The organism is Streptomyces sp. NPDC001828 (genome assembly GCF_042892175.1).
Classification (GTDB): domain Bacteria; phylum Actinomycetota; class Actinomycetes; order Streptomycetales; family Streptomycetaceae; genus Streptomyces.
The window spans coordinates 61,466-81,878 of the sequence record NZ_JBIATV010000023.1; the positions used below are offsets into that span (position 1 = coordinate 61,466).

The window sequence follows — 20,413 nt, forward strand, 5'->3', positions numbered from 1 at the left end:
GTTCCCGAGGATGATGGACGAGAAGTTCCTGCTGCCCGCCGGCATCGGCTTTGCAGCGCTCTGCGTCTTCGGCATCGTGGCCCTGGTGCTCCGCTCTCGCCGTACGCGCGAGCAGGACAAGCTGTCCGCGGAGGACCGCGAGAAACTGGCGGAGGAGCGGCGCAAGACCTGGCGCCGGCGCCTTGCGGTAATCAGCCTCTCGGTCTCCTTCATCATCATCTTCTGCATCGCGGGCATCGCGGCCTGGCTCAGCTTCGGCGCACAGAAGGCGTACGCCTTCGATCGCAATGGAGGCTCGTGGACCGCAGCAACGGGCTTCGCGCTTCTACTGGACGCCGGTGCGCTCGGCCTGTCGCTGCTGCGGCTGTTCGAGGCGCTGACCGCTCGGTCCAGCCAGCTGACCCGTCTCTACCTGGTCGGGTTCATCGTGGCCTCGGCCGTGATGAACCTGTTGCACACCCCGCACGCCGCCGGGGAGTCACCCACCCTCGGCGGGCGGCTCGTCGCGGTCATCCCGCCCCTGGTGTACGCCATCTTCCTGGAGTCCCTGCTCAAGAAGGTCGAGCAGCTGGTCCTGGGGAAGTACCCGAAGAAGAAAAAGAAGAATGCGGAGCGGGGCTACAGCCTGCTGCTGTGGGTGCCCTTCATCGGCTACCCCCGGGAGATGTGGAAGCAGTGGCGCAAGGACCTGCACGACACCTTGCAGTACGTCCGCGCCCCCGGCTCCCGCACTCCGCTCCCTGCCCCGGTCACGGCAACGGGTCCGGAGCCGGACGAGGAAGCGACGACGTCACGAGCAGAGCCCCGGCCTGCTCCGGGGGAGGCGCCCCGCTCGGTGCCCGCCCCTCAAGCACCGCGTGAGCCCCGTCCCGCTCCGGCCCAGCACGTGCCGATCGCTCCCGCCGTCCCGGCCGCAGCGGAACCGAGCGGTGCGGCGGCCGGACCGATAGGCCCCCCGGCACCGGTCCCCGTGCCGGCTCCCGCGCCGTCCCCGGCCGCCGCACCGTCTCCCGTTCAGCCGGAGCCGGTTCAGCCGTTGAGTACGTCCAGCAAGCCGAAGAAGGATCAGCTCCGGGATGCCCTGGTGGCGCAGATCCTCGCCGGTGACCTGAGAGTGCTGGACACCAACGCCCAGGTGGCCAACGGGGCGGCCTACCGGGCCAACATGGCCTTGGGCCAGGCCGCGGGGCTGGGTCTCGACAGCGACGGAAAGCAGGAGGGCCTCATGAAGGCGGGGGCGGTGCGTACGGCCGTCAAGCAGCTCCTGCCGGAGCTGCGGCGCGCGGCGACGGAGGCGGAGGCCGAACGAGCTCGCCGCGAGGCGGCTGCCGCGGCTCCGGAGCCCGCGCCGCAGCACCACGCCGCGGAAGCCCAGGCGCCTGGCGCGGACGCTCCCCGGGAGCGCCAGGAGGACGAAGAGCCCATCATCGGGCAGCAGCGGGCGGCTGGCGCGAGCGAGGCAGCGAAGGAGGCAGCGCTGGCGTAGGGCTGGGGTGGTTCGGAACGACTGAGGGGCCCGACGGATCGTCGGGCCCCTCAGTCGTGCGCGGTGGCTTGTACGGCTACGAGGGCAAGGACCGAAGCCACTGGGCCAGTTGCAGCGCCGGGGGCCGCTCGCTCGGCCGTGCGGTGAGCACGGCCCGCAGGACCTCCTCCAGCTGCGGCCACGTGGAGATCCGTCCGAGCGGGGGCCACCGGCGGATGAGGACCTCGCGGAGCCCCTTCGCCGTGAAAGTCGCCGGGTCGATTCCCAGATGGGTGTAGTCCAGCGGCCATGAGTTGGTGGCCGCCCACCACAGGCCGGCGGCCAGGGCATAGGTCTCGTCCGGCTGGCTGGGTGCGATCGGTCGCTGCTCGAACTCCACGCGCTGCATCAGCTCGGGGGACATGAGGTGCAGCAGTCCGCTGTGGGAGGCGTAGGAGGGCGGGAGCTTCAGGTGCCAGGCCCAGGAGCAGCCGATCAGCCGTACGCCGCCCCGGGCGTGGATGGAGTGGTGGGGCTGCACGTCACCGTGCACCCATCCGCTCTGGTGCAGGGCGCCGACCGCGGCCGCGAGGTCCACGGCGGCCGCGAGGGCCTGCGCCCGGTCCGTGCCACCGTCTCGGACCGGGCGGAAGGCTTCCCAGGTCGAGGGTCCTTCCAGCCAGGGGGTGAGCTGCCAAGCACTGTCGGACGTCCTGCCGCTCTTGGAGCGCGCACCGTACGACGTCGTGGGCACGGTGGCGATGCGCCGGAGAACCTCCGCTTCCCTGGCGACTACGGCCGCGTCCTCGCTACGGCCGATCTTCAGGGCCCACTGCCCCACCGGCCCGGTCACCTTCCACACCGTCGTGCTGCCTCGGTCCTTCTTCAGCTCCCAGCCGGCGGGGGTGCCTGCGAGCTGCTCGGCCTCGGCCCGCCCTTCCGCGGGTGCAGTCGTCTGGCGTGGAATGCCGAACTGAGCAGCAGCGGGATGCGCGGTGGTCTCCGACATGGAGGTGCCTCTCCTTGAGGGGGTCAGGTGCGGGGAGTCCTAGACGGTGGCGTCGTGGGCCGCGAGGCGGTCCAGGTCGACGGTCGTGCAGCCGAGGAGTGTCACGACGTCGCGGGCCGCGAGGGTCCACGGCAGTTGCGGGTCTTCGTAGTTCACGAAGGTCAGGCCGTCGCGGGTCTTCGGCGCGGGCCTCGGCCTGAGCGTGCGGGGGTCGTAGAGGGTGCCGGCCACGCCCCAGGGCTGAGGGCGCTCGACGAGGGCAGCCGTGTACCCCTTGCGCAGTTCGGGGCAGGCTCGGACGGATTCGGCGGCGCAGGGGCCGCAGATGGGCGGCGTCGCGGTCGTCTCGCCCTCGCGGATCGCCTGCCCCTCGTCGGCCCGCACGAGGAAGAGGTGGCGTCCGCCGCGGCGGTTGAACGCATCGTCGTACGTCGACTTCGCGCAGACCTGGCACAGCATGTGGCTCATCGCCTGCCGTTGGCGCAGCGGATGGACCCCGGCCAGGTTGGGCCGCCCGACGCCGCGCAGGGCCGCGGAGCGCACCCACAGGATGCCGTTCCTGCGGTCGGCGGCCGCCAGCTCGTCGAGGTAGGCGATCCCGGGCCCCCGTGGGGCCCTGACGATCGTTCCGGCCCGCGGGGTCTCACCGCTCCAGGGCGCGATGAAGGGGACGTGCCATCCGTTCCAGGTGAGTTGGCGCGGGGACTTCACGCGACCTCCTTTATGCCGCCGGTCTTCGTGAGCCGCTCCAGGAGGTCGTTGGCGGTGTTGGCCATGCGGCGCAGCGCCCCGAGCCTCAGCCGGTAGTCGGCGGGCACGTCCTCGGACATCAGCCGGTCGGCATTCTGGAGCAGGGCGGACACCTCGGGGTCCTTGTCCTTCTTGGCGGCCAGGGCGATACGGGTGAGCCTGATGAGGTCGGCCCGCAGCCGTTGGTCGAGGCCCTCGCACTCGCTGGCCGGTGGCGCCTGGTTCCCGAGGACGTCGCCGATGTCGTCCAGGATCTCGTCCAGCGGCTTCACCTCCCGCAGGCCCTCGGCCACCCGGGCGAGCAGCTCTACCGGCAGGCCCGTTGCCTTCCGGACACGGATGAGGGGCGCGGGCATGAGCGGGCCGGACATCAACGGCTCCCGAGTGGAGGGGGTGGAGGGAACGGGCGGCTGGTGTGCACCGGCGGCGGTGGACGCGGTGGTCATTTCGGGGCTCCCGGCCGGATGGCGGCCCAGACCCGCAGCCCGTTTCCCGGAGTGGGGTCAGCGCCCCACCGCGTAGCGAGAGCGTGGACCAGGAGCAAGCCGCGGCCGCCTTCTTCGAGGCTGGCGTTGGAGTCGGTCCGCGCGGCGAGGGAGGTCTGCGGCCGGGGGCCGCTGTCGCGTACGGCGACCTGGATCTCGTCGGGGTGGCGCTCGACTTCCAGGCGGATACGGAGGGACTGGGTGTGCTCGATCGCGTTCGCCGCGATCTCGGCAATCACCTGTTCCGCTGTCTCGATGTCGTCCGGAGCGACCTGCCAGGCGGTGAGGTCCTCTCGGACCCGGCGCCGGGCAAGGGCGGGCACGGTGGGAGCGCGGTCGAACACGTACACCCGGCTGTCGGGGCCGTTCGCGGCGGATGCAGGTACGGGCGTCACGGGGTGCCTCCGGGAGTGCAGTGCTGGACGGGCGTCCCGGTAGCGCGCCGCCGAAGGGCGGGGTAGGCCAGGCGCATGGCCCGGCGCAGGTCGGTGACGGGGAGCACGCGGCCCCCGGACTCCGGCCGGTGGCGCCAGACCTTCAGGTCTCCGCAGGGGCCGTTCAGCTGGTGGGGGGTGGCGAGCCAGGTTCCGGCGTCGAGCGTCCAGACGTCCTCACTCCAGACACCCCCCTGTCCGGGCTCGGTGAAGAAGTAGGTACGCGCCCGGGTCAGCTCGTCCAGGACGGCGGGCCGCAGCTGGGGGTAGAGAGCATCGAGCGTGTGGAGCACGCTGTCGCCGAGGCGGGCTGGTATGGCCACGGCGTCGCCCGGCAGGCCGGCGGGGAGTCGCGCGCTGAGGGCGCCGAGGCAGCACGCCCGGCCGATGTCCGAGGCGGTCACCGGGTGACCCCGACGCACTTCGCGTGCGCACGCACGTCCCACGCGATGGGGTCGCAGTCGCCCGGGGAGACGGTGAACGCACGTCCGTCAGGGAAGAGTTGACCGCCCTGGATTCCGCACCTGATGCACAGCGCGCCCTGGAGCTTACGTAAGAGCTCGTGGCTGACGGGAATCTCGAACCGTCGCCCCTCGGCGACCTGGCTGGGCTTCGACATCCGGGTTCCCTCCCGGTCGGTACGTACGCGGCAGCCCCAGAGCCAAGATCACTTGGAGTCGCGGGGCGAGCGCGTTCTGTGCTGACCCGACACAGGATGCCACCAGATTCGATACCGTGAATACCCTTCCCGCAGAATTCTGCGCGGAGCATTGACGCTCGAACTCCCGTACACGAAGGCGGTCCTGACAGATGTTCACGGGCTGGCAGAATTCATCGCGCTGGCGCAGAAGATTTCTTGCCGTGGCAGAAGGACGACCGACACACTGGCTCTTGCTCGACGAAGGGATGCGAGATGAGTGAAGAAGCAGGGTCGGCAGCACCTGCGTTGTGCCGTCTCCAGCTGGCGATCGAGCTGCGGGGCCTGCGGGAGGAGAAGGGCCTGACCGCCGCGGCGGTCGCAAAGCGCCTGGTGGTCAGCCCGTCAAAGATCAACCGGCTCGAAGCCGCCGAGAACGGCATCGTGGAGCCGGCGGACGTGATGGCGCTGTGCGACATCTACGGCGCGGACGCCGAGCACCGCGACACCCTGGTCGGGTACGCCACCGTGACCAAGACCAAGAAGGACTGGTGGCAGAAGCGGGAGCTGGCCCCGGTCATCAGCCCCGGCTTCAAGGCGTACCTGGGCCAGGAGGCGGTGGCCGCCGCGGTGCACAACTACGAGAACGAGTTCATCCCCGGCCTGCTCCAGACCGAGGCGTACGTAAGGGCCCTGCCGCTCCCGACACAGGAGCTCAGCCCTGCCGAGATCGACAAGCTCGTAGCCGTACGGATGACGCGTCAGGAAGCCCTGCACCGGGAGGACTCCCCGCTCAGGCTGACCGCCATCATCAACGAGTCCGTTCTCAAGCGGCGCGTCGGCAACGCCGAGGTGATGCGCGAGCAGCTGGGCCACATCGCCGAACTCGCGACCTCGCTTCCTAACGTCCGCATCCAGGTCGTCCCCTTCGACCTCGGCGCGCACCCCGGCATGAACGGCGCCTTCACCATCCTGCGCTTCGGTGACCGCTCGCCGTTCCCGCCGATCGTCTACCTGGAGAACCGCGCCGACGCCTGGGTCCTGCGCAAGCCCTCCGACACCGACCGCTACGACGAGAGTTTCACCGACCTGCAAGCGGCCGCTCCAGGACACACGGAGTCCGTGAGCATGATCCACAAGGCAATCGAGGAGTTCTGACATGCCCCACCGGGACGACGGCCCGCAGACCGGAGACTGGTTCACCTCCAGCTACAGCGACAACCAGGGCGGCCAGTGCGTCCAGGCCCGACGCCTGGCCACCGGCCCCGCCGGCAAGATGGCGGTACGGGATTCCAAGAACCCCGACGGCGGCACTTTCGAGTTCGACCGCGCCGCGTGGATGAACTTCGTCGCCTTCGCGACAGAGCTGGACGAGCCGTCCCGCTGAACACCGACCAGTAGCACCACCGCACGCGACGGCCCGGCAGGAGATCCTCCTGCCGGGCCGTCGCCGTTCCCGCGCGTCCCCGCGATGGACGAGGTCAGCGGGCCGCCCCAGGAAGAAACCCGCAGGACCGGTGTCTTTACCCAGTGATAGAAAACAGACAGTGGTGTGGGATAGATCGCGCCACTCTGGGCCGTCGTTCCCAAGTGGGCGCGATTGCCCGGTTGTTCGGTGCACGCGGGGAGTGAGGCAGCATGTCGGCAATGGTGAACACCTGGGTCCGCACGTCCACGGATCGCCTGGTACGAGCGGATCGCATCGTTGCGGTCGACCTGTGGGGGCCACCGAACGGCGAGAAGCAGACCGATGTCGAGCACGGCGAGCCTGCGCGGATCATGCTCCAGATCGACGGCGACGAGGAGCCGTGGCAGGAGGCCGCCACGGTCAACGCCGAACGCGGGGGAGAACTCATCACCTACCTGCTGAGCCTGCTGAACAGCCCCCTCCCGGACGGCAGCAAGGTCCGGTACGTCTACGGGCTGCACCGCGGCGAGGAGCTCTACCGGTGGATGCACGGAGCGAGCATCCCGATCACCCCCGACGGGAATGTGCGGCCCCTCCACGAGGTCCTTGACCCCTATCCGGGCCGGGGGCTGGTGTCCCCCAAGGCGTAGTCAGTGCAACGAGAACGCCCCCGCCGGTCGTCGGCGGGGGCGTTCTGCGTACGGCGTCCGGTCAGCGGGGGTTCAGGCCCGTCGCATCGGCCTCCTGGCGGACGTAGTCGGCGAGGTTCGACGCCTTCCAGTCCGGATGCGCTGCCGGGACCGGGCCGCGGTGGCTGCCATGCAGGGTGTCGTGCTTCCACAGCAGGCTCGCGGTCAGCTCGGCGTCCCGGCGGGCCTCTTCGGGGTCGCTGCCAGTAACACCGACCGCCGCAAGGTGTCGCTGGGCGAGTGCGGCGCGGCGCAGCCGGTACTCCCGTTCCTGCTCGGGCGTGGTGGTGCCGGCGGCATCGCTGACGCGGAGGGCATCCGTCATGAGCTGCACCTCGTGCGTCGAGCGCAAGAGGCTCCACAGATCCTCGGTCATTGGCTACGTCCCTTCTTCGTCGAGCGGATGGCAAGCCAGGTCGTGGTGACGGCGGCGAAGGCGCCGATGGCGCGGTGGAGAGCCTGATCGAGCTCGAAAAGCGCGGTCCCGGGACCTGACTCCTCCGCTCGGGCCGCGCCGTCCTCATCGAGGCGGCGCACGACGGTGCAGTGGTCGACGTACCCGCCCTTCCCCGCCTTGGTGGCCAGCCAGAGCAACGGCTGGCGCTTGTCGATCACCAGGTGGGTGAGAGCGTTGATCCCCGCACCCGCGACCAGCGCCGAGGCGGGCACGCGGTAGCCGAGCACGCGGGTGAGGAGGACCGTCCCCGTCAGCTGGCCTGCGGAGTAACTGGCCACGTGCCGTGCCGCGCTGATCCAGCCCAGGCGGGTGGCGGTCATGGTGGGCTGGCCCGCGCGGTCGTCCCCCTCGGCTTCCTCGCCGACGGGCGTGCCGTCCCGGTAGACCAGGTGGTGCCCGCAGGCGCCCTTGTTGGCCGCGTCCCTGCTGCCTTGGGCCCACTGGTCGAACAAGGGGTGCAGGGCGTCCCAGGTCGCCAGGAGAGCGCCGGTTAAGGCCAGGGCCTGCGCGGGGGCGGGTCGGTCGGTCATCATGGGTGTTCCTCGTTTCGTCGTTACGGGACTGAGGGCCCCCGGGGCCGCCGCGACGCCTCCAAGCAGTCGGCAGCCTCGGGGTTCACGCGTTCGGATCGTCCTCATGGGCCTTCCCCTGCCGTGAGGCGGTCACGGTGTTGGTGCCGGCGGGGCCGGACCATCCGCAGCGGCAGCGGGCGAGCACCTTCCCCAGCTCCTCCTGGCTGTCGTAGACGCCGGTCTCGTGCTCGCGCTGCGGCTGAGGGGTGCGGGGGAGCTCGCCGCCGTTGGAGTACAGGGCCGCGCGCTCGGTGTGCTGGGTCAGCCAGCCGCGCCACTGGGCGGTGTCGCCGTCGAGGATGCGCTGGTGCCGCTCGGCCACGGTGCTGTGGTGCTGCCGCAGCTCGTCGCCGATCTCCCGGAAGGGCAGTCGGGCCCGGCCGTTCGGACCGGACTCGCGGGCGAACAGCAGCAGCTCCTCCTTCAGCGCGGTCATGCGCGTCTCCAGCCGCCGCACGTCGCGGAGGTATGCCCGGAGCGCGTCCGGGGTGATCTCCTCTCCTCCGCGCAGGGCTTCCAGGGCCCTCACCGCGGTGTCGGCCTCGTCGGCGACGGTCCAGCTGGTGGCGTGGCCCCCCTTGAAGTGGAGGACGTAGGACGTGGTGCCGTCGGGCCAGAAGGCGGTGGGGCCGGCGAGCTCGTTCGGCTCCATGACGGTCGCCGCGGGAGTCCGGGTTTCCGGGTCCAGCTCGACCTGTGCGATCTTCCACTGCGTGCCCGTGTAGTTGGGGCTGTACGTGGTCACAGATACCCTCCGCAATCGTTGTCGGGGTTCCCCGACAAGAGAGAGTTTGGCGGGGAACCCCGACAAGCGTCAAGCGCTCCCGGCGGACGTCGGCGGCAGAGGACCTGATCCGGCCAGGAAACACGTGAGCCCCCGGCAGGGCCGGGGGCTCACGTGGACGGTACCGATCTACTGCTGGGGCTGCTGGTAGCGGGCGACGCGGGCCCGGATGAAGCGCGCGGCATCGCTGTCCTCGCCGAGCGCGGCGGTCACAACCTTGGCCAGATCGCCCCCGATCTGCACGACCTCGGTGGGGTCCTTGACCTGCTGCCAGGTGTGGACCGCTCGCCGTACGGACCCTTCGGTCTCCGCGTGGGCCGCGCCGTGGAGGGCGATCTGGAGTCCCGTGGTGTGCAGGTACCAGCGGGCAGCCACGGCCGGCTGGCCCGCGAGGAGGGCGAGCCAGCCGCGGATCTCACGGAGGCGGACGGTGTGGGCGTGCTGCTGACCGAACTGCGCGGTGAACTCCTGGTCGAGCTTCTCGGCCTCGATGGCCGCGGCCGCCAGGCCCTCGCGGTCGTCGGGTCGACCGAAGGCGGCGACGACGGCGTTGATCCGGTCCTGGTAAGCCGCGGGCGGCCCGTCCTCGGAAGAAGGGGACGACGACGCAGCGGCCGTCTGCTGGGCGGAAGCAGGAACGGCGGCTGCGGCCACCGGTGCGGCCTCGACCCGGGCCTCCTCCGCCTCGGCCTTGACCAGGACTGCGGGAGAGCTCCGCACCTCTTCGGCTGGCGGGGCCTGCTGAGGGACGGCGGGCCCCACCGGCCGTACGGGTTGCTCCGCGACCGGGCCCGAGGCCGGAGCCTGCCCGCTTGCCCAGAAGTCGGGCGTGACGGTGCCCCACGGCCGGAGCTGCTGGTGTTCGTCGTGCACGGTGGTTCCTCGGGGTAGGTGCTTGAGTCTGCTGTGCGCTCGGGGCTCGCCGGCGGGCTAGATTTTCACGCCCTTCTTGCGCAGGTAGGGCAGCGGGGCGATGTCCGTTCCGTACTCGGGGCCGGTGCGGACCTCGAAGTGCAGGTGCGGCCCGCTCACGTTGCCGTCGGCTCCGGACAGGCCGATGACCTGTCCCCCCTTGACGGTGTCTCCGGTCGAGACCTTCAGCTCCGACATGTGGGCGTACTGGGTGTACATGCCGTCGGCGTGACGGATGATCACCTGCCGCCCGTACGCGGCGACCCGAGAGGCCGAGACGACTTTCCCGGGCCCGGCCGCCCTTATCGGTGTTCCGACAGGCGCCGCGAAGTCGATTCCAGTGTGGTACCCGCTGGACCACATGCCGCCGGACTGGTGGTAAGGCGTTCCCAGCGGGGCGTTGACGGGCTTCGTCCACTCCCCCGACATCTCGGGGTCCCCGGATGTGTCGGGGGCGGTCAGCTTGGCCTGAGCCGCCATGATGAATTTGACGTAGTTGTAGGTCTGCCCCTCCGCGAAGGACGCGGGCGGGACACCTTTGTACTCCTGCACCCGGCCCCAGCCTGCGTTATATCCAGCCAGGGCGAGCTCTATCGGTGAGCCGTTGTATTCCGGGTGCTTCTTGGCGGTCTTCAGGAGCTCGCACATCATCTTACCCTGGGACGGAATAGCATCCTCGGGGTCCCACACGTCTTTCTTGCCATCGCCGTTTCCGTCGATTCCCGACGAGGCCCAAGTGCCTGGAATGAACTGGGCTATCCCGTCCGCGATCGGCTTCCACTTGACCATTTTCCCGGTCTTCGGATCTTTTCTGTATTCCCACGACTGAGCCTTGGGATTGAAATTCGACTCCGCCTGAATCTGGGCTGCCAGGATTCCCGCTGACAGGCCCTGATCGCAGTCTGCCGCAGCCTTTTCGATGAGCGCCGCATACTTGGCCGGGACGTAGCCCGGCCCCACGCGCAGCGTGCCGGCGCTCAGCTCGAAGTCACCGCCGCCGCCGTCGTCATCGTCGGATGCCGCGATGAGAAGGATGATGCCGAGCCCCAGTGCCAGCGGGCTGACGACGAACGCCGCAGCCAGCAGCGCGATCCCCCGTTTGGCCTCCAAGCCACTCCCCCTTGCGTACGCCGTGCGCCGTTCGGTGCCGTCGCGAGGGGAGGTGCGGACCCGGCAGCGCGTCGCCCAGTCCGGCGGACCCCCCGCGGCGGCGTCAACGTCACCCTGCCACATCGCATTTCCACCCCCAAAGCAAGTAAGACGGGTGGCCGAGGGATCACCCTCACGAGGCGCAACAGATCGGGGCAAAGGACCGTTAAAGATCACGAATAATGACAAGTGGCGTGCCACATAAAGGAATTGACACGCAGTCCGCCTCAAGGGCACCACTAGTGTTGCGACTGCCCGGCATAGACTTCCGGACACGTGTTCACATCCAGTGACCGCCGTGATGGTTACAGTTGCAATGCGGGGGAGCGTTGGCTAAGAAATCACAGACGGCCGTGACGTTGCCCGACCAAAGCCGTTTGGTTCTACCGGTGTTGGGTGCGGGTGGCGGTAGTGGCCGCTCAACTATCTCGGGCCTGCTGGCCTGTTCACTGACTTCTCTGGGTCCCAGTGTCGTGCTGGACACAGCCCCACGCCTTACGTCGCCGTGGCCGTCCTGGCCCGACACGCCTGGCTTGGGGCTGGCGTCCGTGCCTCCGGACCAGCCGTTCACCCGTGCTCAGGTCCGTGCGGCTGCCTCACGGTCGACCGGGCCGGGCGGCGAGTGGGCCGTACTCACCGATCACCGGGAGTGGAACCACGGCCCTCTTGCCCTTCCTGCCGAGCCGGCCGCCTGGTACCAGCTGGCGGCCGGGGGCGGCTGGCGGGTCGCTGTGGCCGACACATCACACCCGATAGCTCACGACATCGTCACCGCGCGGACCCAGCGCCTGCCCGGCCTCACGGCCGCCTGGTGCTCGCTGCCGTTCGCGGTCCCTGTCGTGTGTGCGCCGACGACCGGGCCCGGGGTGGCCGCGCTTCAGACCGCCGTCAAGGCGGCGTCCGCCGAGGGGCTGCCGCTCCAGCGGATGGTCGTGGCCCTGACCGTCCCGGGAGAGGGGCGTCTTCCTGCCGCGGTGAAGGCGGCCGCGACGATGCTCCAGTCCCAGGTGTCGGCCGTGGTCACCGTGCCGTTCGATCCGCACATCCGCAACCACGGTATGGCTCAGGCGAACCGCCTGGGACGCCGCACGGCGGAAGCGGGCGCCGCCCTGGTGGCGGCAGTGCTCGCATCGGCGCACCGCTCATGGGGCGACCCGCTGCCCCCGGCCGCCGTCCCGGCGTGCCTGTCCACCCAATCCGTTCCTGTTCGACCTGCCCAACCTGCTCCTGAAGGGGTCCTCACGTCATGAGCCAGATGCTCCAGACCGCCCACGACTTCATCACCCTCGCTGCTGACGAGCCGGTCATCCCGGGATTCACCCCGTCCTTGCCCGGGACGCTCCAGAACCCGACGGGCAAGATCCTCGGCTGGACGGCAGGTGTCGGCCTCTCTCTGGCGGTGCTGGGTGGTCTCACCGGCTGGGCCTGCGTGGCGATCGGCCACAACAGCGAGCGCGCACAGCTGGCCTCGCGGGGCAAGTCGGCCATCGTGTGGTCGCTCATCGCCGGCATCGGCATCGGTGTCACGTCCGGCCTCGTGTGGGGCTTCTACACGATGACGCAGGGGAAGTAATGGCCGAGTTCGACAGCAAGGCCCGAAAGGCCCGGCTGCGCCTGATCCTCATGGGGACCGTGGTCGTGGCCACTCTCGCCGCCGGTGGGGTCCTCGGCGTCATGACGCTCAACGCCGACGACGATGACCTCAAGCAGGACCCCAAGGCGTCGCCCAGTGCGTCATCGAGCAGCAGCACGTCGGCGCCGCCCGCCGTCAAGGAGTTCACCCCGGCCAACGCGCCCAGCATTCCGCGGCTCAAGCCGAAGTCGGACGCCGAGGGCATCGGCACGGGCTTCGAGCACTCCTCGCTCGGCGCGACGTCGGCGGCGATCTCGTACTGGGAGGACCTCGACCTCCTGGACGACGTGATCGCACGGAAGCAGTGGACGGCCATCGCCGCCAAGGACTCCCCCACCACTATCGACCAGGGCGTCACCGAGGTCCACAAGGTCCGCGAGGGCGTCGGCCTTCCGCCGTCCGGCGGCACCCCCGACGGCATCACCTTCAGCACCAACGTGAAGGCCGCCCTCGCGCGCTCGCTCGACAGCAGCGGCGATGTCGTCAACGTGTGGATGGTCTTCGACCGCTACGCCACCATCCGTGACAAGGGAGCCGACGACAACCCGCTGAAGGACGAGGTCACCAACCTGATCGTGAAGTGGGAGAACAACGACTGGAAGGTCACCACCGACCCGCAGTACACGGCCAAGGTGAAGGCTCCGCACTCCTACGACCCGGCCAGCAAGTACGCGTGGGCGGACGGGTGGAGGGTGGTGGCCGATGGCTAGGCAGCTCGCACGGCTGGTCACGCTGCTGGCCGCCGTACTGATCGTGCTGACGTCGGGGACGTCGATAGCCCTCGCCGGCGCCAAGCCTCCGGACCCGTATCCGAAGGAGCTGAGCCACGGTGAGCGGATCGGCATCAACAAGCAGACCGGCGAATACTGCGACATGGACGCAGCGAACGAGAAGGACCGTCTGAACTGCCGGGCTCCCGAGGACTGCCAGGACTTCCCCGCCGGTTCAACAGTCTGCATCGGCGAAGGGTCCAGCGACCCGGAGGATGCCCGCACCTTCGAGCTCAACGAGCTGAAGCGGTGGGAGAAGAAGGCTGACAAGAATCAGCCCAATTACGAGAAGATCAAGGCGTATCTCGAAAAGTGCGTCAAGGACGATAAAAAGCCCTTCCAGCAGTGCAGCATCGAAGCTGGCAACAAGTGGCCGCCCCCGGCGAAGACCCCCCTGGACTGGGTCGCGGGCAAGATCAGCGAAATGGCCGCCAATGCCCTCGAAGAGGCCGCCTCGATGCTGGGGCACTCCGTGGTGTGGCTGCTGAAGCAGTTCGCTGAAGCCTTCAACGAGATCAGCACCATCGACTTGTCGAAGACCGGTATCGGCCCGGTTCTGGGCATCACCACCGGACTGTCGCTGATCATCGCGACCTTCATGCTGCTGGTGCAGTTCTCGAAGCTGGCGGTCTCCCAGTCGGGCGGACCGCTGGTCACCGCCGTCGTCGGCCTGGCGAAATACGGGGTCATCCTCGGCGTCTACATCTTCGCCACGCAGGTCGCCCTGAACTGGTCCGACACCCTGTCGACGGCGTTGATCAACTACACGTTCGATAGCGGAAGCCCGGACGGCGACGCGTCCAAGGCGATGGAGAAGCAGCTCGGCACGCTCTTCGCCGGTCTTGTCGGCGGCGGTGGCGCCACGGCGGCGGGTGGCGCGCTGATCACCGGCAGCGGCATCGCCCCGACCGCAGTGGGCTTCGTGATCGTGGTCTCGATCCTGTGCATCCTGGCCATCGGCGCGCTGTGGATCGAGATGCTGGTCCGCCAGGCCGGAATCATGATCCTTCTGACGATGACGCCGATCGCTCTTGCTGGTTCCATGTCCGACTCCACCAAGGACTGGTGGCCGAAGACGAGGAACGCGATCATCGCGCTGATCTTGATGAAGCCGACGATCGTCATCGTCTTCAGCATCGGATTCGCCGCGATGTCGACCGCCGAGGGCGTGCGCAACGTCATCGTCGGCCTGATCATCTTCATCGTGGCCGGCACCAGCTGGCCCGTGCTGGCGAAGTTCATCGTGATCACCAGCAACGGGGACGGGAACAGCACCGCTTCCGGGATGATCAGCAGCGTCGGAAGCTCCGTCAGCTCCATGTTCGGCGGGAACCAGCCCTCGCTCAGCGGCGCGGGCACCTCCGGCGGCGGGGCCAGCTACACCAAGGCGTTGGAAGGCGAGAACTCCACCTCTGCCGACGGCGGAGGTGGAAGTGGCGGCTTCTGGTCCAAGGCCATGAAGGGCACCAAGGGCGGCAGCTTCATGGGCAAGGCCGCCGGCGTCGCCGGGGTCGGGCTCCAGGTCGCGGCCATGGGCAAGGACATGGCCGAGTCCTCGTTCCAGAACGCGGCGGCCAACGCGGGCCTCGGCACGCCCGCGCAGGGCGGCCGCCACGTCGTCGTCCCGCCCCGGGGCGGCGAAAGCCCTCCGCCCACGGCAGCCTCGGCTCCGGCGGAGTCGGCCCCGCAGCCGGTCCCCCAGGAGACCCCTGCACCGCCACCGCCCCGGCCGCCGGATGCCGGGAGCCGCGGGGTCTCGGCTTCTCCTCCGCCCACCTCAACCGACGGGAGCTGATGCCCTGTGTCCAACACCGAACCGGCTCTCTACGGCGGCTGGCAGTCGGAACGTTCCGGCTTCATGGGGGACCTGAGCGGCCTGGGGTTCGCCCTGGTCGCGTCCTCCGCGGTCATCGCCCTCATCCCCATCTACACACGCTCGTGGGGCTCGGCGTTCTTCGCCCTGCCCCTGGCCGCCGTACTGCTCTTGCTCGCGTACGGCCGCGTACTGGGCCTGTCGGCAGACGAATGGATCATCCTCGCAGTAAGGCATCAGATCGCAGTGGCAACAAACCGCAACCTCTTCTTCTCCGGGGCCTTCGCCCCGCGGACCAAGGACGGCAGCCAGCCGATGGACCTGCCGGGACGGCTCGCCCGGCTGCACCTGCTGGAGGCATCCGACGGGCTCGGCGGCCAGATCGGGATCATGCACAACCCGGTCGACAACACGTACACAGCCGTATGCCGGGTCAGCTTCCCCGGACTCGCCCTGATCGACACGGAGCGCCAGAACATCCGCGTCAAGGGCTGGGCTGCCTTCCTGCGCTCCCAGTGCAAGGAGGACGGGGCGATCACCCGTATCTCCGTCCACCAGCGCAGCCTTCCCGACGACGGGGCGGCCCTGCGCTCGTGGACTGAACGGCACACCTCGCCGGACGCCCCGGCCGTCGCCGTCCAGGCGCTCGACGAGCTGATGGAGGGAGCGGGCCCGGCCGCCACGATCCGCGAGACCTACCTGTCCATCACCCTGTCGGCTCCGCGCGCGCGGCTCGCCGTCAAGGGCGCCGGCGGCGGTCAGATCGGCGCGGCCGCCGTCCTCGTCCGCGAGATCAACGCCATGGCGGGCTCGCTGTCGAGCGCCGGTCTCCAGGTCGTCGAATGGCTCCCGCCCCGCGGCGTCGCCCAGACGATCCGCACGGCCTTCGACCCCGAGGCACAGCTGGCCCTGTCCGCCCGCAACACCGCGGCGGACGACCCGAAATGGGAAGGCGCCGCGAAGGGCGTCGACCCGGAGCTCGCGGGCCCGGCCGCGACGGAAACCGTCTGGGGCCTGTACCGGCACGACGGCGCATGGACCGTCAGCTACCAGGTCCGCGGGTTCCCGCAGTCCGAGGTCTACGCCACCTTCCTCCAGCCGCTGCTTCGCCCCCGCAGCAACGCGCGGCGCTCGCTGACCCTGGTCTACGAGCCGATCGGCCCGGCGAAGGCGAGGCAGGAACTGGCCCGCGAGAAGACCAAGCGCGACGCGGCCAGGAAGCTGCGGGCGAAGACCGGCCGGGCGGAGAGCGAGGACGAGCGGCGCGAGGCGATGACCGCGCGCGCCCAGGACGTGGCCCGCGCCAGCGGCCACGGTGTCGTCCGCCTCACAGCGCTGATCGCCGTCACGGTCACCGACCTTGAGCAGCTGGAGACGGCGTGCGCCGAGCTCCAGGCGGACGCCTCGTCCGCGGGCCTGGAGATCCGGCGCGTGTGGGGTGCCCAGGACGACGCGTTCACCGTCGCCGCTCTGCCGCTCGGCCAGGGTCTGCCCGACCGACGGGTGGGCATCTGATGAGCTTCCCCTTCCGCCGTGGTGACGGCGGCGACACGAAGCTGAAGGCGTCCCGGCTCGGGGACTTCCTCGACGAGATGGAGGGCGTACCGGTCCCCAAGCAGCTCTCCGCGCGGGAGCTGCGCCGGTCGCGTCTGCTGGAGAGCCCCGAAGCGGCCATGCGGATCGCTCCCCGGAAGGGCTGGGCCATGCCCTTCGCGGGCCGGGCCGCCTCGATCGCCAAGGCTGAGGTCTTTCGGGCGGACACCGAGCGGGCCAGCGGGATCTACCCGTTCCTGCACGCGGCGAGCCTTCCGCCGATCGGCGTGTACATGGGGTGGAACACCCTCACGATGCAGGCGTTTTCGGCGCACCCGGCCGCCTGGGTCAAGGAGGGGCTGGCCACCAACCCCAACGTGATGATCACCGGCATCCCCGGCTCGGGGAAGTCGGCGCACATCAAGGCGTTGTGCTTCCGCCTGATGGCGCTGGGCCACCGGACGCTGATCGCCGGGGACGTCAAGGGCGAGTACAAGGGGTTGTGCGAGCACCTCGGGGTCGAGCCGGTCCGGCTCGGCCCCGGCCTGCCGGGCCGGCTGAACCCGCTGGACGCGGGCCCGTTGGGATACGACCTGGAGAACATCAAGGACCGGGCTGTGCTCCAGGCCCGGCTCCAGGAGATCCACCGCAGGCGGCTGACCCTGCTGAAGGCGCTGCTGGAGCTCCAGCTGAAGCGGAACCTCCGCCCGCAGGAGGAGGAGTGCCTGGACGTCGCGGTCCGCGAGGTCACCGGCGAGCTGTACGGGCAGAGCAACCTGTCCGTGCCGACCCTCCCCCTGGTCTACGCGAAGCTCCGCGACCCGAGCGAGGCCATGGCGCGGGAGCTGCGCGTACGGGACGACGACATTCAGCTCGCCCGTGAGCACATGGCGTCCCTGCGCTCCGCGCTCGGCGGGATGATCACCGGTCACCTGGGCGGTCTGTTCGACGAGCAGACCTCGATCGGTCTGGACTGGGACGCCCCGATCCAGAGCGTCGACATCTCCGCCCTGGAGCAGTACGGCGACGAGACCGTGGCGATGGTCCTGACCTGTGTCTCCTCGTGGGCTCAGTCGGCGATCGACCGTCCCGGCGAGCGTCCGTGGATCGTCGTACGCGATGAGCTGTGGCGGCAGATGCGATCCGGCGGTGCCGCGATGGTCCGCAAGATCGACGCGGACCTGCGCCTGTCCCGCGCGACCGGCACCATCCAGCTCCTGGCCACGCACCGCCTGTCGGACTTCGAGTCCGTGGGCGCGGCCGGCTCGGAAGCCGTGGCCATCGCCAAGGACCTGATCGCGTCCTGCGAGACCCGTATCCAGCTGGCTCAGGACACCAAGCCGCTCCAGATCACGCGCGAGGCGATCGGCCTGACCGACGCCGAGTGCGAGCTGATCGGAAGCTGGGGCGCTGGCCAGCGCGGCCGCGCCCTGTGGAAGGTCGGCCGCGGCGGCGGCAGTCACGCGGTCCAGCTGATGCTGTCCCACACCGAGAAGGCCCTGTTCGAGACGGACGAGCGGATGGTGGTCTGATGGCCAGCGACAAGAGCATGGACGACAGCACGCTCCTGGCCGCCATCGGCGCCGGGTTCCTCATCGGCGCCAGCGCGATCGTGCTCGCGGCCGCGCCGGTGGCGGGGCTGGTGACCGGCAACGGGTGGGCGTCGTCCAGCAAGAGCCTGCCCGAGACCATCCTGCTGACCGTCAGCCAGGGGCCCGGGTCGGTCTACGAACCGGCTCCGCCCACCTGGGCGTTCTGGCTCGTGGTCGCCGTCTTCCTGGTCCTGCTGATCGTCGCCGTGGCCCTCCTGCTGCGGACCTTCGGCGGCAAGAAGAACCTCGGGGGCGCCCAGTGGGGCGGGGTGAAGACGGAGAAGGAACTCGCCGTCGACCCCGACCCGGCCAACCGGCCGGACCAGATCACGGCCGGGCGCGGACAGCTCACGAAGAAGATCCTCGCCGCGGAGCCCAACATCAGCGCGACCGTCTTCGGTGTCCCGGGCTCCACGAAGACGACCGGCCTGGTCCTCGGCAACGCGGCCGAGTGGCGGGGCCCGCTGGTCGTGACCACCGTCAAGGCCGCGGACCTCGATGTGATCTACGAGAGCCGTCGGCACCTGGGGCCGGTGTACGTCGTCGCCCCGGCCGGAATCCCCGGCCGCAAGACCGCCCGCTGGTCCCCCGTCGACTACGCCAAGGACCCCAAGTCGGCGGACCGGATGGCGGAGTGGCTGGCCAACGCCTCGACCTCCGGCCACGACAAACGGGCCGCCCCCTGGATCGACCAGGCCCGCGGCATCCTCAAGGGCCTGTTGCTCGCCGCCAACATCACCGGCGGCGGCATCAACTCCTTCCGGGAGTGGCTGGCCCTCGGCAAGGACGCGGTCGAGCACGTCAAGGCGGTCCTCGAACCGCAGTACCCCGAGGTCGCCCTGGACTACTCCCGGCCCTGGGTCACGCTCCATGACGACGGAATCGGCAGCATCCAGTTCACGCTGAACGTGATCGCGAGCGTCTACCGGGACGAGGAGGTGCGGGCCACTGCGGCCGGCACCGACTTCACGGTGGAGGAGCTGCTCGACAAGAACGCCACCGTCTGCCTGGTCGCCGCCCCTTCGGACGCCGAGCGGTACGCGCCGCTGCTGACCGCCATCATCGCGTCGATCATCCACGGTGCCGAGCAGCGCTACCTCCGCACCGGGGTCCCCCTCTCCCCCGGCCTCGGCGTGCTCGTCGACGAGGCTGGCAACATGCTGCGATACCCGCAGCTGCCCGGCGTCCTCACCACGGGCCGGGGCATGGGCATCACCGTGCTGACCGTCTGGCACGACCTGTCGCAGCTGCGGACCCGTTTCGGGCACGACGCCGCCAACACCGTGCTCAGCGCGTCGGGACTGCGGATGCTGCTGCCAGGGTGCGGCGACCCCGAGACCCTGCGCCACTTCTCCGGCATCTACGGCCGTACGTACGTGGAGCGCACCACGAAGTCGACGGGCCGCGGACAGAACTCCTCGTCGACCACCCAGGTCGAGACGGACCTGGCCCCGATCCACGAGCTGATGCAGCTGCCGAAGTTCACGGCCATCGCGCAGTACAGCAACCTCCCGCCGGTGAAGGTGAACATGCGCCTCACCTGGCGGGACGAGGACCTGCTGAAGTGGCTGGCGCGGCCCGCCCCGGGCCCGTCGCTGACGAAGTCCGCCCCGGTTGCCCTGGAGGCGTCCGATGTCTGATCCCACCGCCGTGGCGGCGCCGGCTACGGCCCCGAGTACCGTGAACGGCGAGGAGAGCAAGCCCGAGCCGATCACCCGCTGGGTGTGGCGGGCCATGGAACCGGCAGAGCGCGAGGCGCGGCTGCTGGAGCTGACCGGCTGGGTCGACTGGCTGCTGACGGCCCACCCGAAGCTGCATTCGAAGATGCCGAAGTGCTGGCACCTGCACGAGGACATCATCGAGCACCTGACCGCCCTGTTCCTGGGGTGGGTCCGTACGTACGCGGGCGACCCGGCCAAGATTTCCACCCGGGCCGAGATCGAGTGGCTCACCTCGCTCCACTCGCTCACGCCCCACCTGGGAAGCCCCGGCTGCCAGGCCGCCAGCACCCATCAGGACCCGCCGCCGCGCCCCAAGCCCGACGGCGAGCTCCTGGAGCAGTGGATGGACGGCGATCCCGAGTTCCTCACGGCCCCGGCCCACCACCCGGCGCAGGCGGAGGTGTCCCGGATGGTGGCGGCCGCACGGGCTGCGGAGGCGGCCAAGGCCCAAGGCTGATCGACCCCCACGTAGAGCGGCGGCCCCCCCCCGGTGGGGGGGGGGGCGCGCCACGGGCGGCGTTTTCCGGCGGGGGGGCGCGGGGGGGGCCCCGGGCCGGTGCCGGGCGCTGGGGGGCCAGCGGCGGGCGCGGCGGCGCGGGC

Annotated in this window: 23 protein-coding genes; 12 read left to right on the forward strand and 11 right to left on the reverse strand. The window is 70.0% G+C overall.

All coding sequences use genetic code 11. The features are described from left to right. Positions 1-10: 10 nt before the first annotated feature. Positions 11-1,486: a DUF2637 domain-containing protein gene (locus ACFYZA_RS39130; RefSeq protein ID WP_388495004.1), complete on the forward strand. Its 1,476-nt coding sequence runs from the start codon at positions 11-13 to the stop codon at positions 1,484-1,486. A 76-nt stretch (positions 1,487-1,562) separates the two neighbouring features. Here the strand turns inward: ACFYZA_RS39130 and ACFYZA_RS39135 are convergent, their stop codons facing one another. Genes ACFYZA_RS39135 through ACFYZA_RS39160 form a run of 6 tightly spaced genes read right to left on the reverse strand, consistent with a single transcriptional unit; the run spans position 1,563 to position 4,762 of the window. After that, positions 1,563-2,474 carry a hypothetical protein gene (locus tag ACFYZA_RS39135; protein ID WP_388495005.1) on the reverse strand — a complete coding sequence of 304 codons (912 nt, stop codon included), beginning with the start codon at positions 2,472-2,474 and terminating at the stop codon, positions 1,563-1,565. A 39-nt stretch (positions 2,475-2,513) separates the two neighbouring features. Next, positions 2,514-3,185 (reverse strand): hypothetical protein, encoded by a 672-nt coding sequence (locus tag ACFYZA_RS39140; protein WP_388495006.1) that lies wholly within the window; start codon positions 3,183-3,185, stop codon positions 2,514-2,516. Continuing rightward, a complete protein-coding gene (locus ACFYZA_RS39145; RefSeq protein ID WP_388495007.1) occupies positions 3,182-3,670 on the reverse strand; it encodes a DUF6415 family natural product biosynthesis protein in 489 nt (162 codons plus the stop codon). The genes ACFYZA_RS39140 and ACFYZA_RS39145 overlap by 4 nt, the downstream gene beginning before the upstream one ends. Beyond that, complete coding sequence (locus ACFYZA_RS39150; RefSeq protein WP_388495008.1) at positions 3,667-4,104, reverse strand: ATP-binding protein; 438 nt, start codon at positions 4,102-4,104, stop codon at positions 3,667-3,669. Before ACFYZA_RS39150 ends, ACFYZA_RS39145 begins: the two co-directional genes overlap by 4 nt. After that, positions 4,101-4,547, reverse strand: a complete 447-nt coding sequence (locus ACFYZA_RS39155) for a hypothetical protein (RefSeq protein WP_388495009.1) — start codon at positions 4,545-4,547, stop codon at positions 4,101-4,103. Before ACFYZA_RS39155 ends, ACFYZA_RS39150 begins: the two co-directional genes overlap by 4 nt. Continuing rightward, positions 4,544-4,762 (reverse strand): hypothetical protein, encoded by a 219-nt coding sequence (locus tag ACFYZA_RS39160; protein WP_388495010.1) that lies wholly within the window; start codon positions 4,760-4,762, stop codon positions 4,544-4,546. Before ACFYZA_RS39160 ends, ACFYZA_RS39155 begins: the two co-directional genes overlap by 4 nt. A 294-nt stretch (positions 4,763-5,056) precedes the next feature. On the opposite strand from ACFYZA_RS39160, the gene ACFYZA_RS39165 reads away from it, so the two are divergent. The 3 genes from ACFYZA_RS39165 to ACFYZA_RS39175 all read left to right on the forward strand — a co-directional run bounded on the left by ACFYZA_RS39165 (position 5,057) and on the right by ACFYZA_RS39175 (position 6,838). Then, entirely contained in the window at positions 5,057-5,938 is an 882-nt protein-coding gene (locus ACFYZA_RS39165; protein ID WP_387810289.1) for a helix-turn-helix domain-containing protein, read from the forward strand. Position 5,939: 1 nt separating this feature from the next. Continuing rightward, entirely contained in the window at positions 5,940-6,167 is a 228-nt protein-coding gene (locus tag ACFYZA_RS39170) for a DUF397 domain-containing protein (RefSeq protein ID WP_360113528.1), read from the forward strand. A 251-nt stretch (positions 6,168-6,418) separates the two neighbouring features. Next, positions 6,419-6,838: a hypothetical protein gene (locus ACFYZA_RS39175; protein ID WP_388495011.1), complete on the forward strand. Its 420-nt coding sequence runs from the start codon at positions 6,419-6,421 to the stop codon at positions 6,836-6,838. A gap of 61 nt (positions 6,839-6,899) precedes the next feature. On the opposite strand, the gene ACFYZA_RS39180 is transcribed toward ACFYZA_RS39175, so the two are convergent. From ACFYZA_RS39180 to ACFYZA_RS39200, 5 genes are all read right to left on the reverse strand, one after another. Continuing rightward, positions 6,900-7,253: a hypothetical protein gene (locus ACFYZA_RS39180; RefSeq protein ID WP_388495012.1), complete on the reverse strand. Its 354-nt coding sequence runs from the start codon at positions 7,251-7,253 to the stop codon at positions 6,900-6,902. Continuing rightward, entirely contained in the window at positions 7,250-7,867 is a 618-nt protein-coding gene (locus tag ACFYZA_RS39185) for a hypothetical protein (RefSeq protein WP_388495013.1), read from the reverse strand. Before ACFYZA_RS39185 ends, ACFYZA_RS39180 begins: the two co-directional genes overlap by 4 nt. An 82-nt stretch (positions 7,868-7,949) precedes the next feature. Next, positions 7,950-8,651 (reverse strand): hypothetical protein, encoded by a 702-nt coding sequence (locus ACFYZA_RS39190; RefSeq protein ID WP_388495014.1) that lies wholly within the window; start codon positions 8,649-8,651, stop codon positions 7,950-7,952. 168 nt (positions 8,652-8,819) lie between these two features. Continuing rightward, positions 8,820-9,563, reverse strand: coding sequence for a hypothetical protein (locus ACFYZA_RS39195; protein ID WP_388495015.1), 744 nt, complete (start codon positions 9,561-9,563; stop codon positions 8,820-8,822). 57 nt (positions 9,564-9,620) lie between these two features. Then, complete coding sequence (locus tag ACFYZA_RS39200; RefSeq protein ID WP_388495016.1) at positions 9,621-10,712, reverse strand: peptidoglycan DD-metalloendopeptidase family protein; 1,092 nt, start codon at positions 10,710-10,712, stop codon at positions 9,621-9,623. Positions 10,713-11,299: 587 nt separating this feature from the next. Between ACFYZA_RS39200 and ACFYZA_RS39205 the strand changes: the two genes are divergently transcribed. The 8 genes from ACFYZA_RS39205 to ACFYZA_RS39240 are packed head-to-tail and all read left to right on the forward strand — an operon-like array spanning position 11,300 to position 20,270. Further along, positions 11,300-12,001 carry a hypothetical protein gene (locus ACFYZA_RS39205; RefSeq protein WP_388495017.1) on the forward strand — a complete coding sequence of 234 codons (702 nt, stop codon included), beginning with the start codon at positions 11,300-11,302 and terminating at the stop codon, positions 11,999-12,001. Next, positions 11,998-12,324, forward strand: a complete 327-nt coding sequence (locus ACFYZA_RS39210; protein ID WP_388495018.1) for a hypothetical protein — start codon at positions 11,998-12,000, stop codon at positions 12,322-12,324. Before ACFYZA_RS39205 ends, ACFYZA_RS39210 begins: the two co-directional genes overlap by 4 nt. Beyond that, complete coding sequence (locus tag ACFYZA_RS39215) at positions 12,324-13,094, forward strand: hypothetical protein (RefSeq protein WP_388495019.1); 771 nt, start codon at positions 12,324-12,326, stop codon at positions 13,092-13,094. Before ACFYZA_RS39210 ends, ACFYZA_RS39215 begins: the two co-directional genes overlap by 1 nt. Further along, positions 13,087-14,949, forward strand: a complete 1,863-nt coding sequence (locus tag ACFYZA_RS39220) for a hypothetical protein (RefSeq protein WP_388495020.1) — start codon at positions 13,087-13,089, stop codon at positions 14,947-14,949. The genes ACFYZA_RS39215 and ACFYZA_RS39220 overlap by 8 nt, the downstream gene beginning before the upstream one ends. A gap of 6 nt (positions 14,950-14,955) precedes the next feature. Next, positions 14,956-16,482 carry an SCO6880 family protein gene (locus ACFYZA_RS39225; protein WP_388495021.1) on the forward strand — a complete coding sequence of 509 codons (1,527 nt, stop codon included), beginning with the start codon at positions 14,956-14,958 and terminating at the stop codon, positions 16,480-16,482. Then, positions 16,482-18,032 carry a type VI secretion protein gene (locus ACFYZA_RS39230; protein ID WP_388495022.1) on the forward strand — a complete coding sequence of 517 codons (1,551 nt, stop codon included), beginning with the start codon at positions 16,482-16,484 and terminating at the stop codon, positions 18,030-18,032. Before ACFYZA_RS39225 ends, ACFYZA_RS39230 begins: the two co-directional genes overlap by 1 nt. A 17-nt stretch (positions 18,033-18,049) precedes the next feature. Next, a complete protein-coding gene (locus tag ACFYZA_RS39235; RefSeq protein WP_388495025.1) occupies positions 18,050-19,732 on the forward strand; it encodes a type IV secretory system conjugative DNA transfer family protein in 1,683 nt (560 codons plus the stop codon). Further along, a complete protein-coding gene (locus tag ACFYZA_RS39240; RefSeq protein ID WP_388495023.1) occupies positions 19,725-20,270 on the forward strand; it encodes a hypothetical protein in 546 nt (181 codons plus the stop codon). Before ACFYZA_RS39235 ends, ACFYZA_RS39240 begins: the two co-directional genes overlap by 8 nt. Positions 20,271-20,413 lie beyond the last annotated feature (143 nt).

What these genes read in the sequence shown, in the direction of transcription:
- ACFYZA_RS39130 (WP_388495004.1), top strand. Translation starts at nt 11, where the DNA reads ATGATGGACGAGAAGTTCCTGCTGCCCGCCGGCATCGGCTTTGCAGCG.
- ACFYZA_RS39135 (WP_388495005.1), bottom strand. Translation starts at nt 2,474, where the DNA reads ATGTCGGAGACCACCGCGCATCCCGCTGCTGCTCAGTTCGGCATTCCA.
- ACFYZA_RS39145 (WP_388495007.1), bottom strand. Translation starts at nt 3,670, where the DNA reads ATGACCACCGCGTCCACCGCCGCCGGTGCACACCAGCCGCCCGTTCCC.
- ACFYZA_RS39160 (WP_388495010.1), bottom strand. Translation starts at nt 4,762, where the DNA reads ATGTCGAAGCCCAGCCAGGTCGCCGAGGGGCGACGGTTCGAGATTCCC.
- ACFYZA_RS39165 (WP_387810289.1), top strand. Translation starts at nt 5,057, where the DNA reads ATGAGTGAAGAAGCAGGGTCGGCAGCACCTGCGTTGTGCCGTCTCCAG.
- ACFYZA_RS39170 (WP_360113528.1), top strand. Translation starts at nt 5,940, where the DNA reads ATGCCCCACCGGGACGACGGCCCGCAGACCGGAGACTGGTTCACCTCC.
- ACFYZA_RS39175 (WP_388495011.1), top strand. Translation starts at nt 6,419, where the DNA reads ATGTCGGCAATGGTGAACACCTGGGTCCGCACGTCCACGGATCGCCTG.
- ACFYZA_RS39180 (WP_388495012.1), bottom strand. Translation starts at nt 7,253, where the DNA reads ATGACCGAGGATCTGTGGAGCCTCTTGCGCTCGACGCACGAGGTGCAG.
- ACFYZA_RS39185 (WP_388495013.1), bottom strand. Translation starts at nt 7,867, where the DNA reads ATGATGACCGACCGACCCGCCCCCGCGCAGGCCCTGGCCTTAACCGGC.
- ACFYZA_RS39210 (WP_388495018.1), top strand. Translation starts at nt 11,998, where the DNA reads ATGAGCCAGATGCTCCAGACCGCCCACGACTTCATCACCCTCGCTGCT.
- ACFYZA_RS39215 (WP_388495019.1), top strand. Translation starts at nt 12,324, where the DNA reads ATGGCCGAGTTCGACAGCAAGGCCCGAAAGGCCCGGCTGCGCCTGATC.
- ACFYZA_RS39220 (WP_388495020.1), top strand. Translation starts at nt 13,087, where the DNA reads ATGGCTAGGCAGCTCGCACGGCTGGTCACGCTGCTGGCCGCCGTACTG.
- ACFYZA_RS39230 (WP_388495022.1), top strand. Translation starts at nt 16,482, where the DNA reads ATGAGCTTCCCCTTCCGCCGTGGTGACGGCGGCGACACGAAGCTGAAG.
- ACFYZA_RS39235 (WP_388495025.1), top strand. Translation starts at nt 18,050, where the DNA reads ATGGACGACAGCACGCTCCTGGCCGCCATCGGCGCCGGGTTCCTCATC.
- ACFYZA_RS39240 (WP_388495023.1), top strand. Translation starts at nt 19,725, where the DNA reads ATGTCTGATCCCACCGCCGTGGCGGCGCCGGCTACGGCCCCGAGTACC.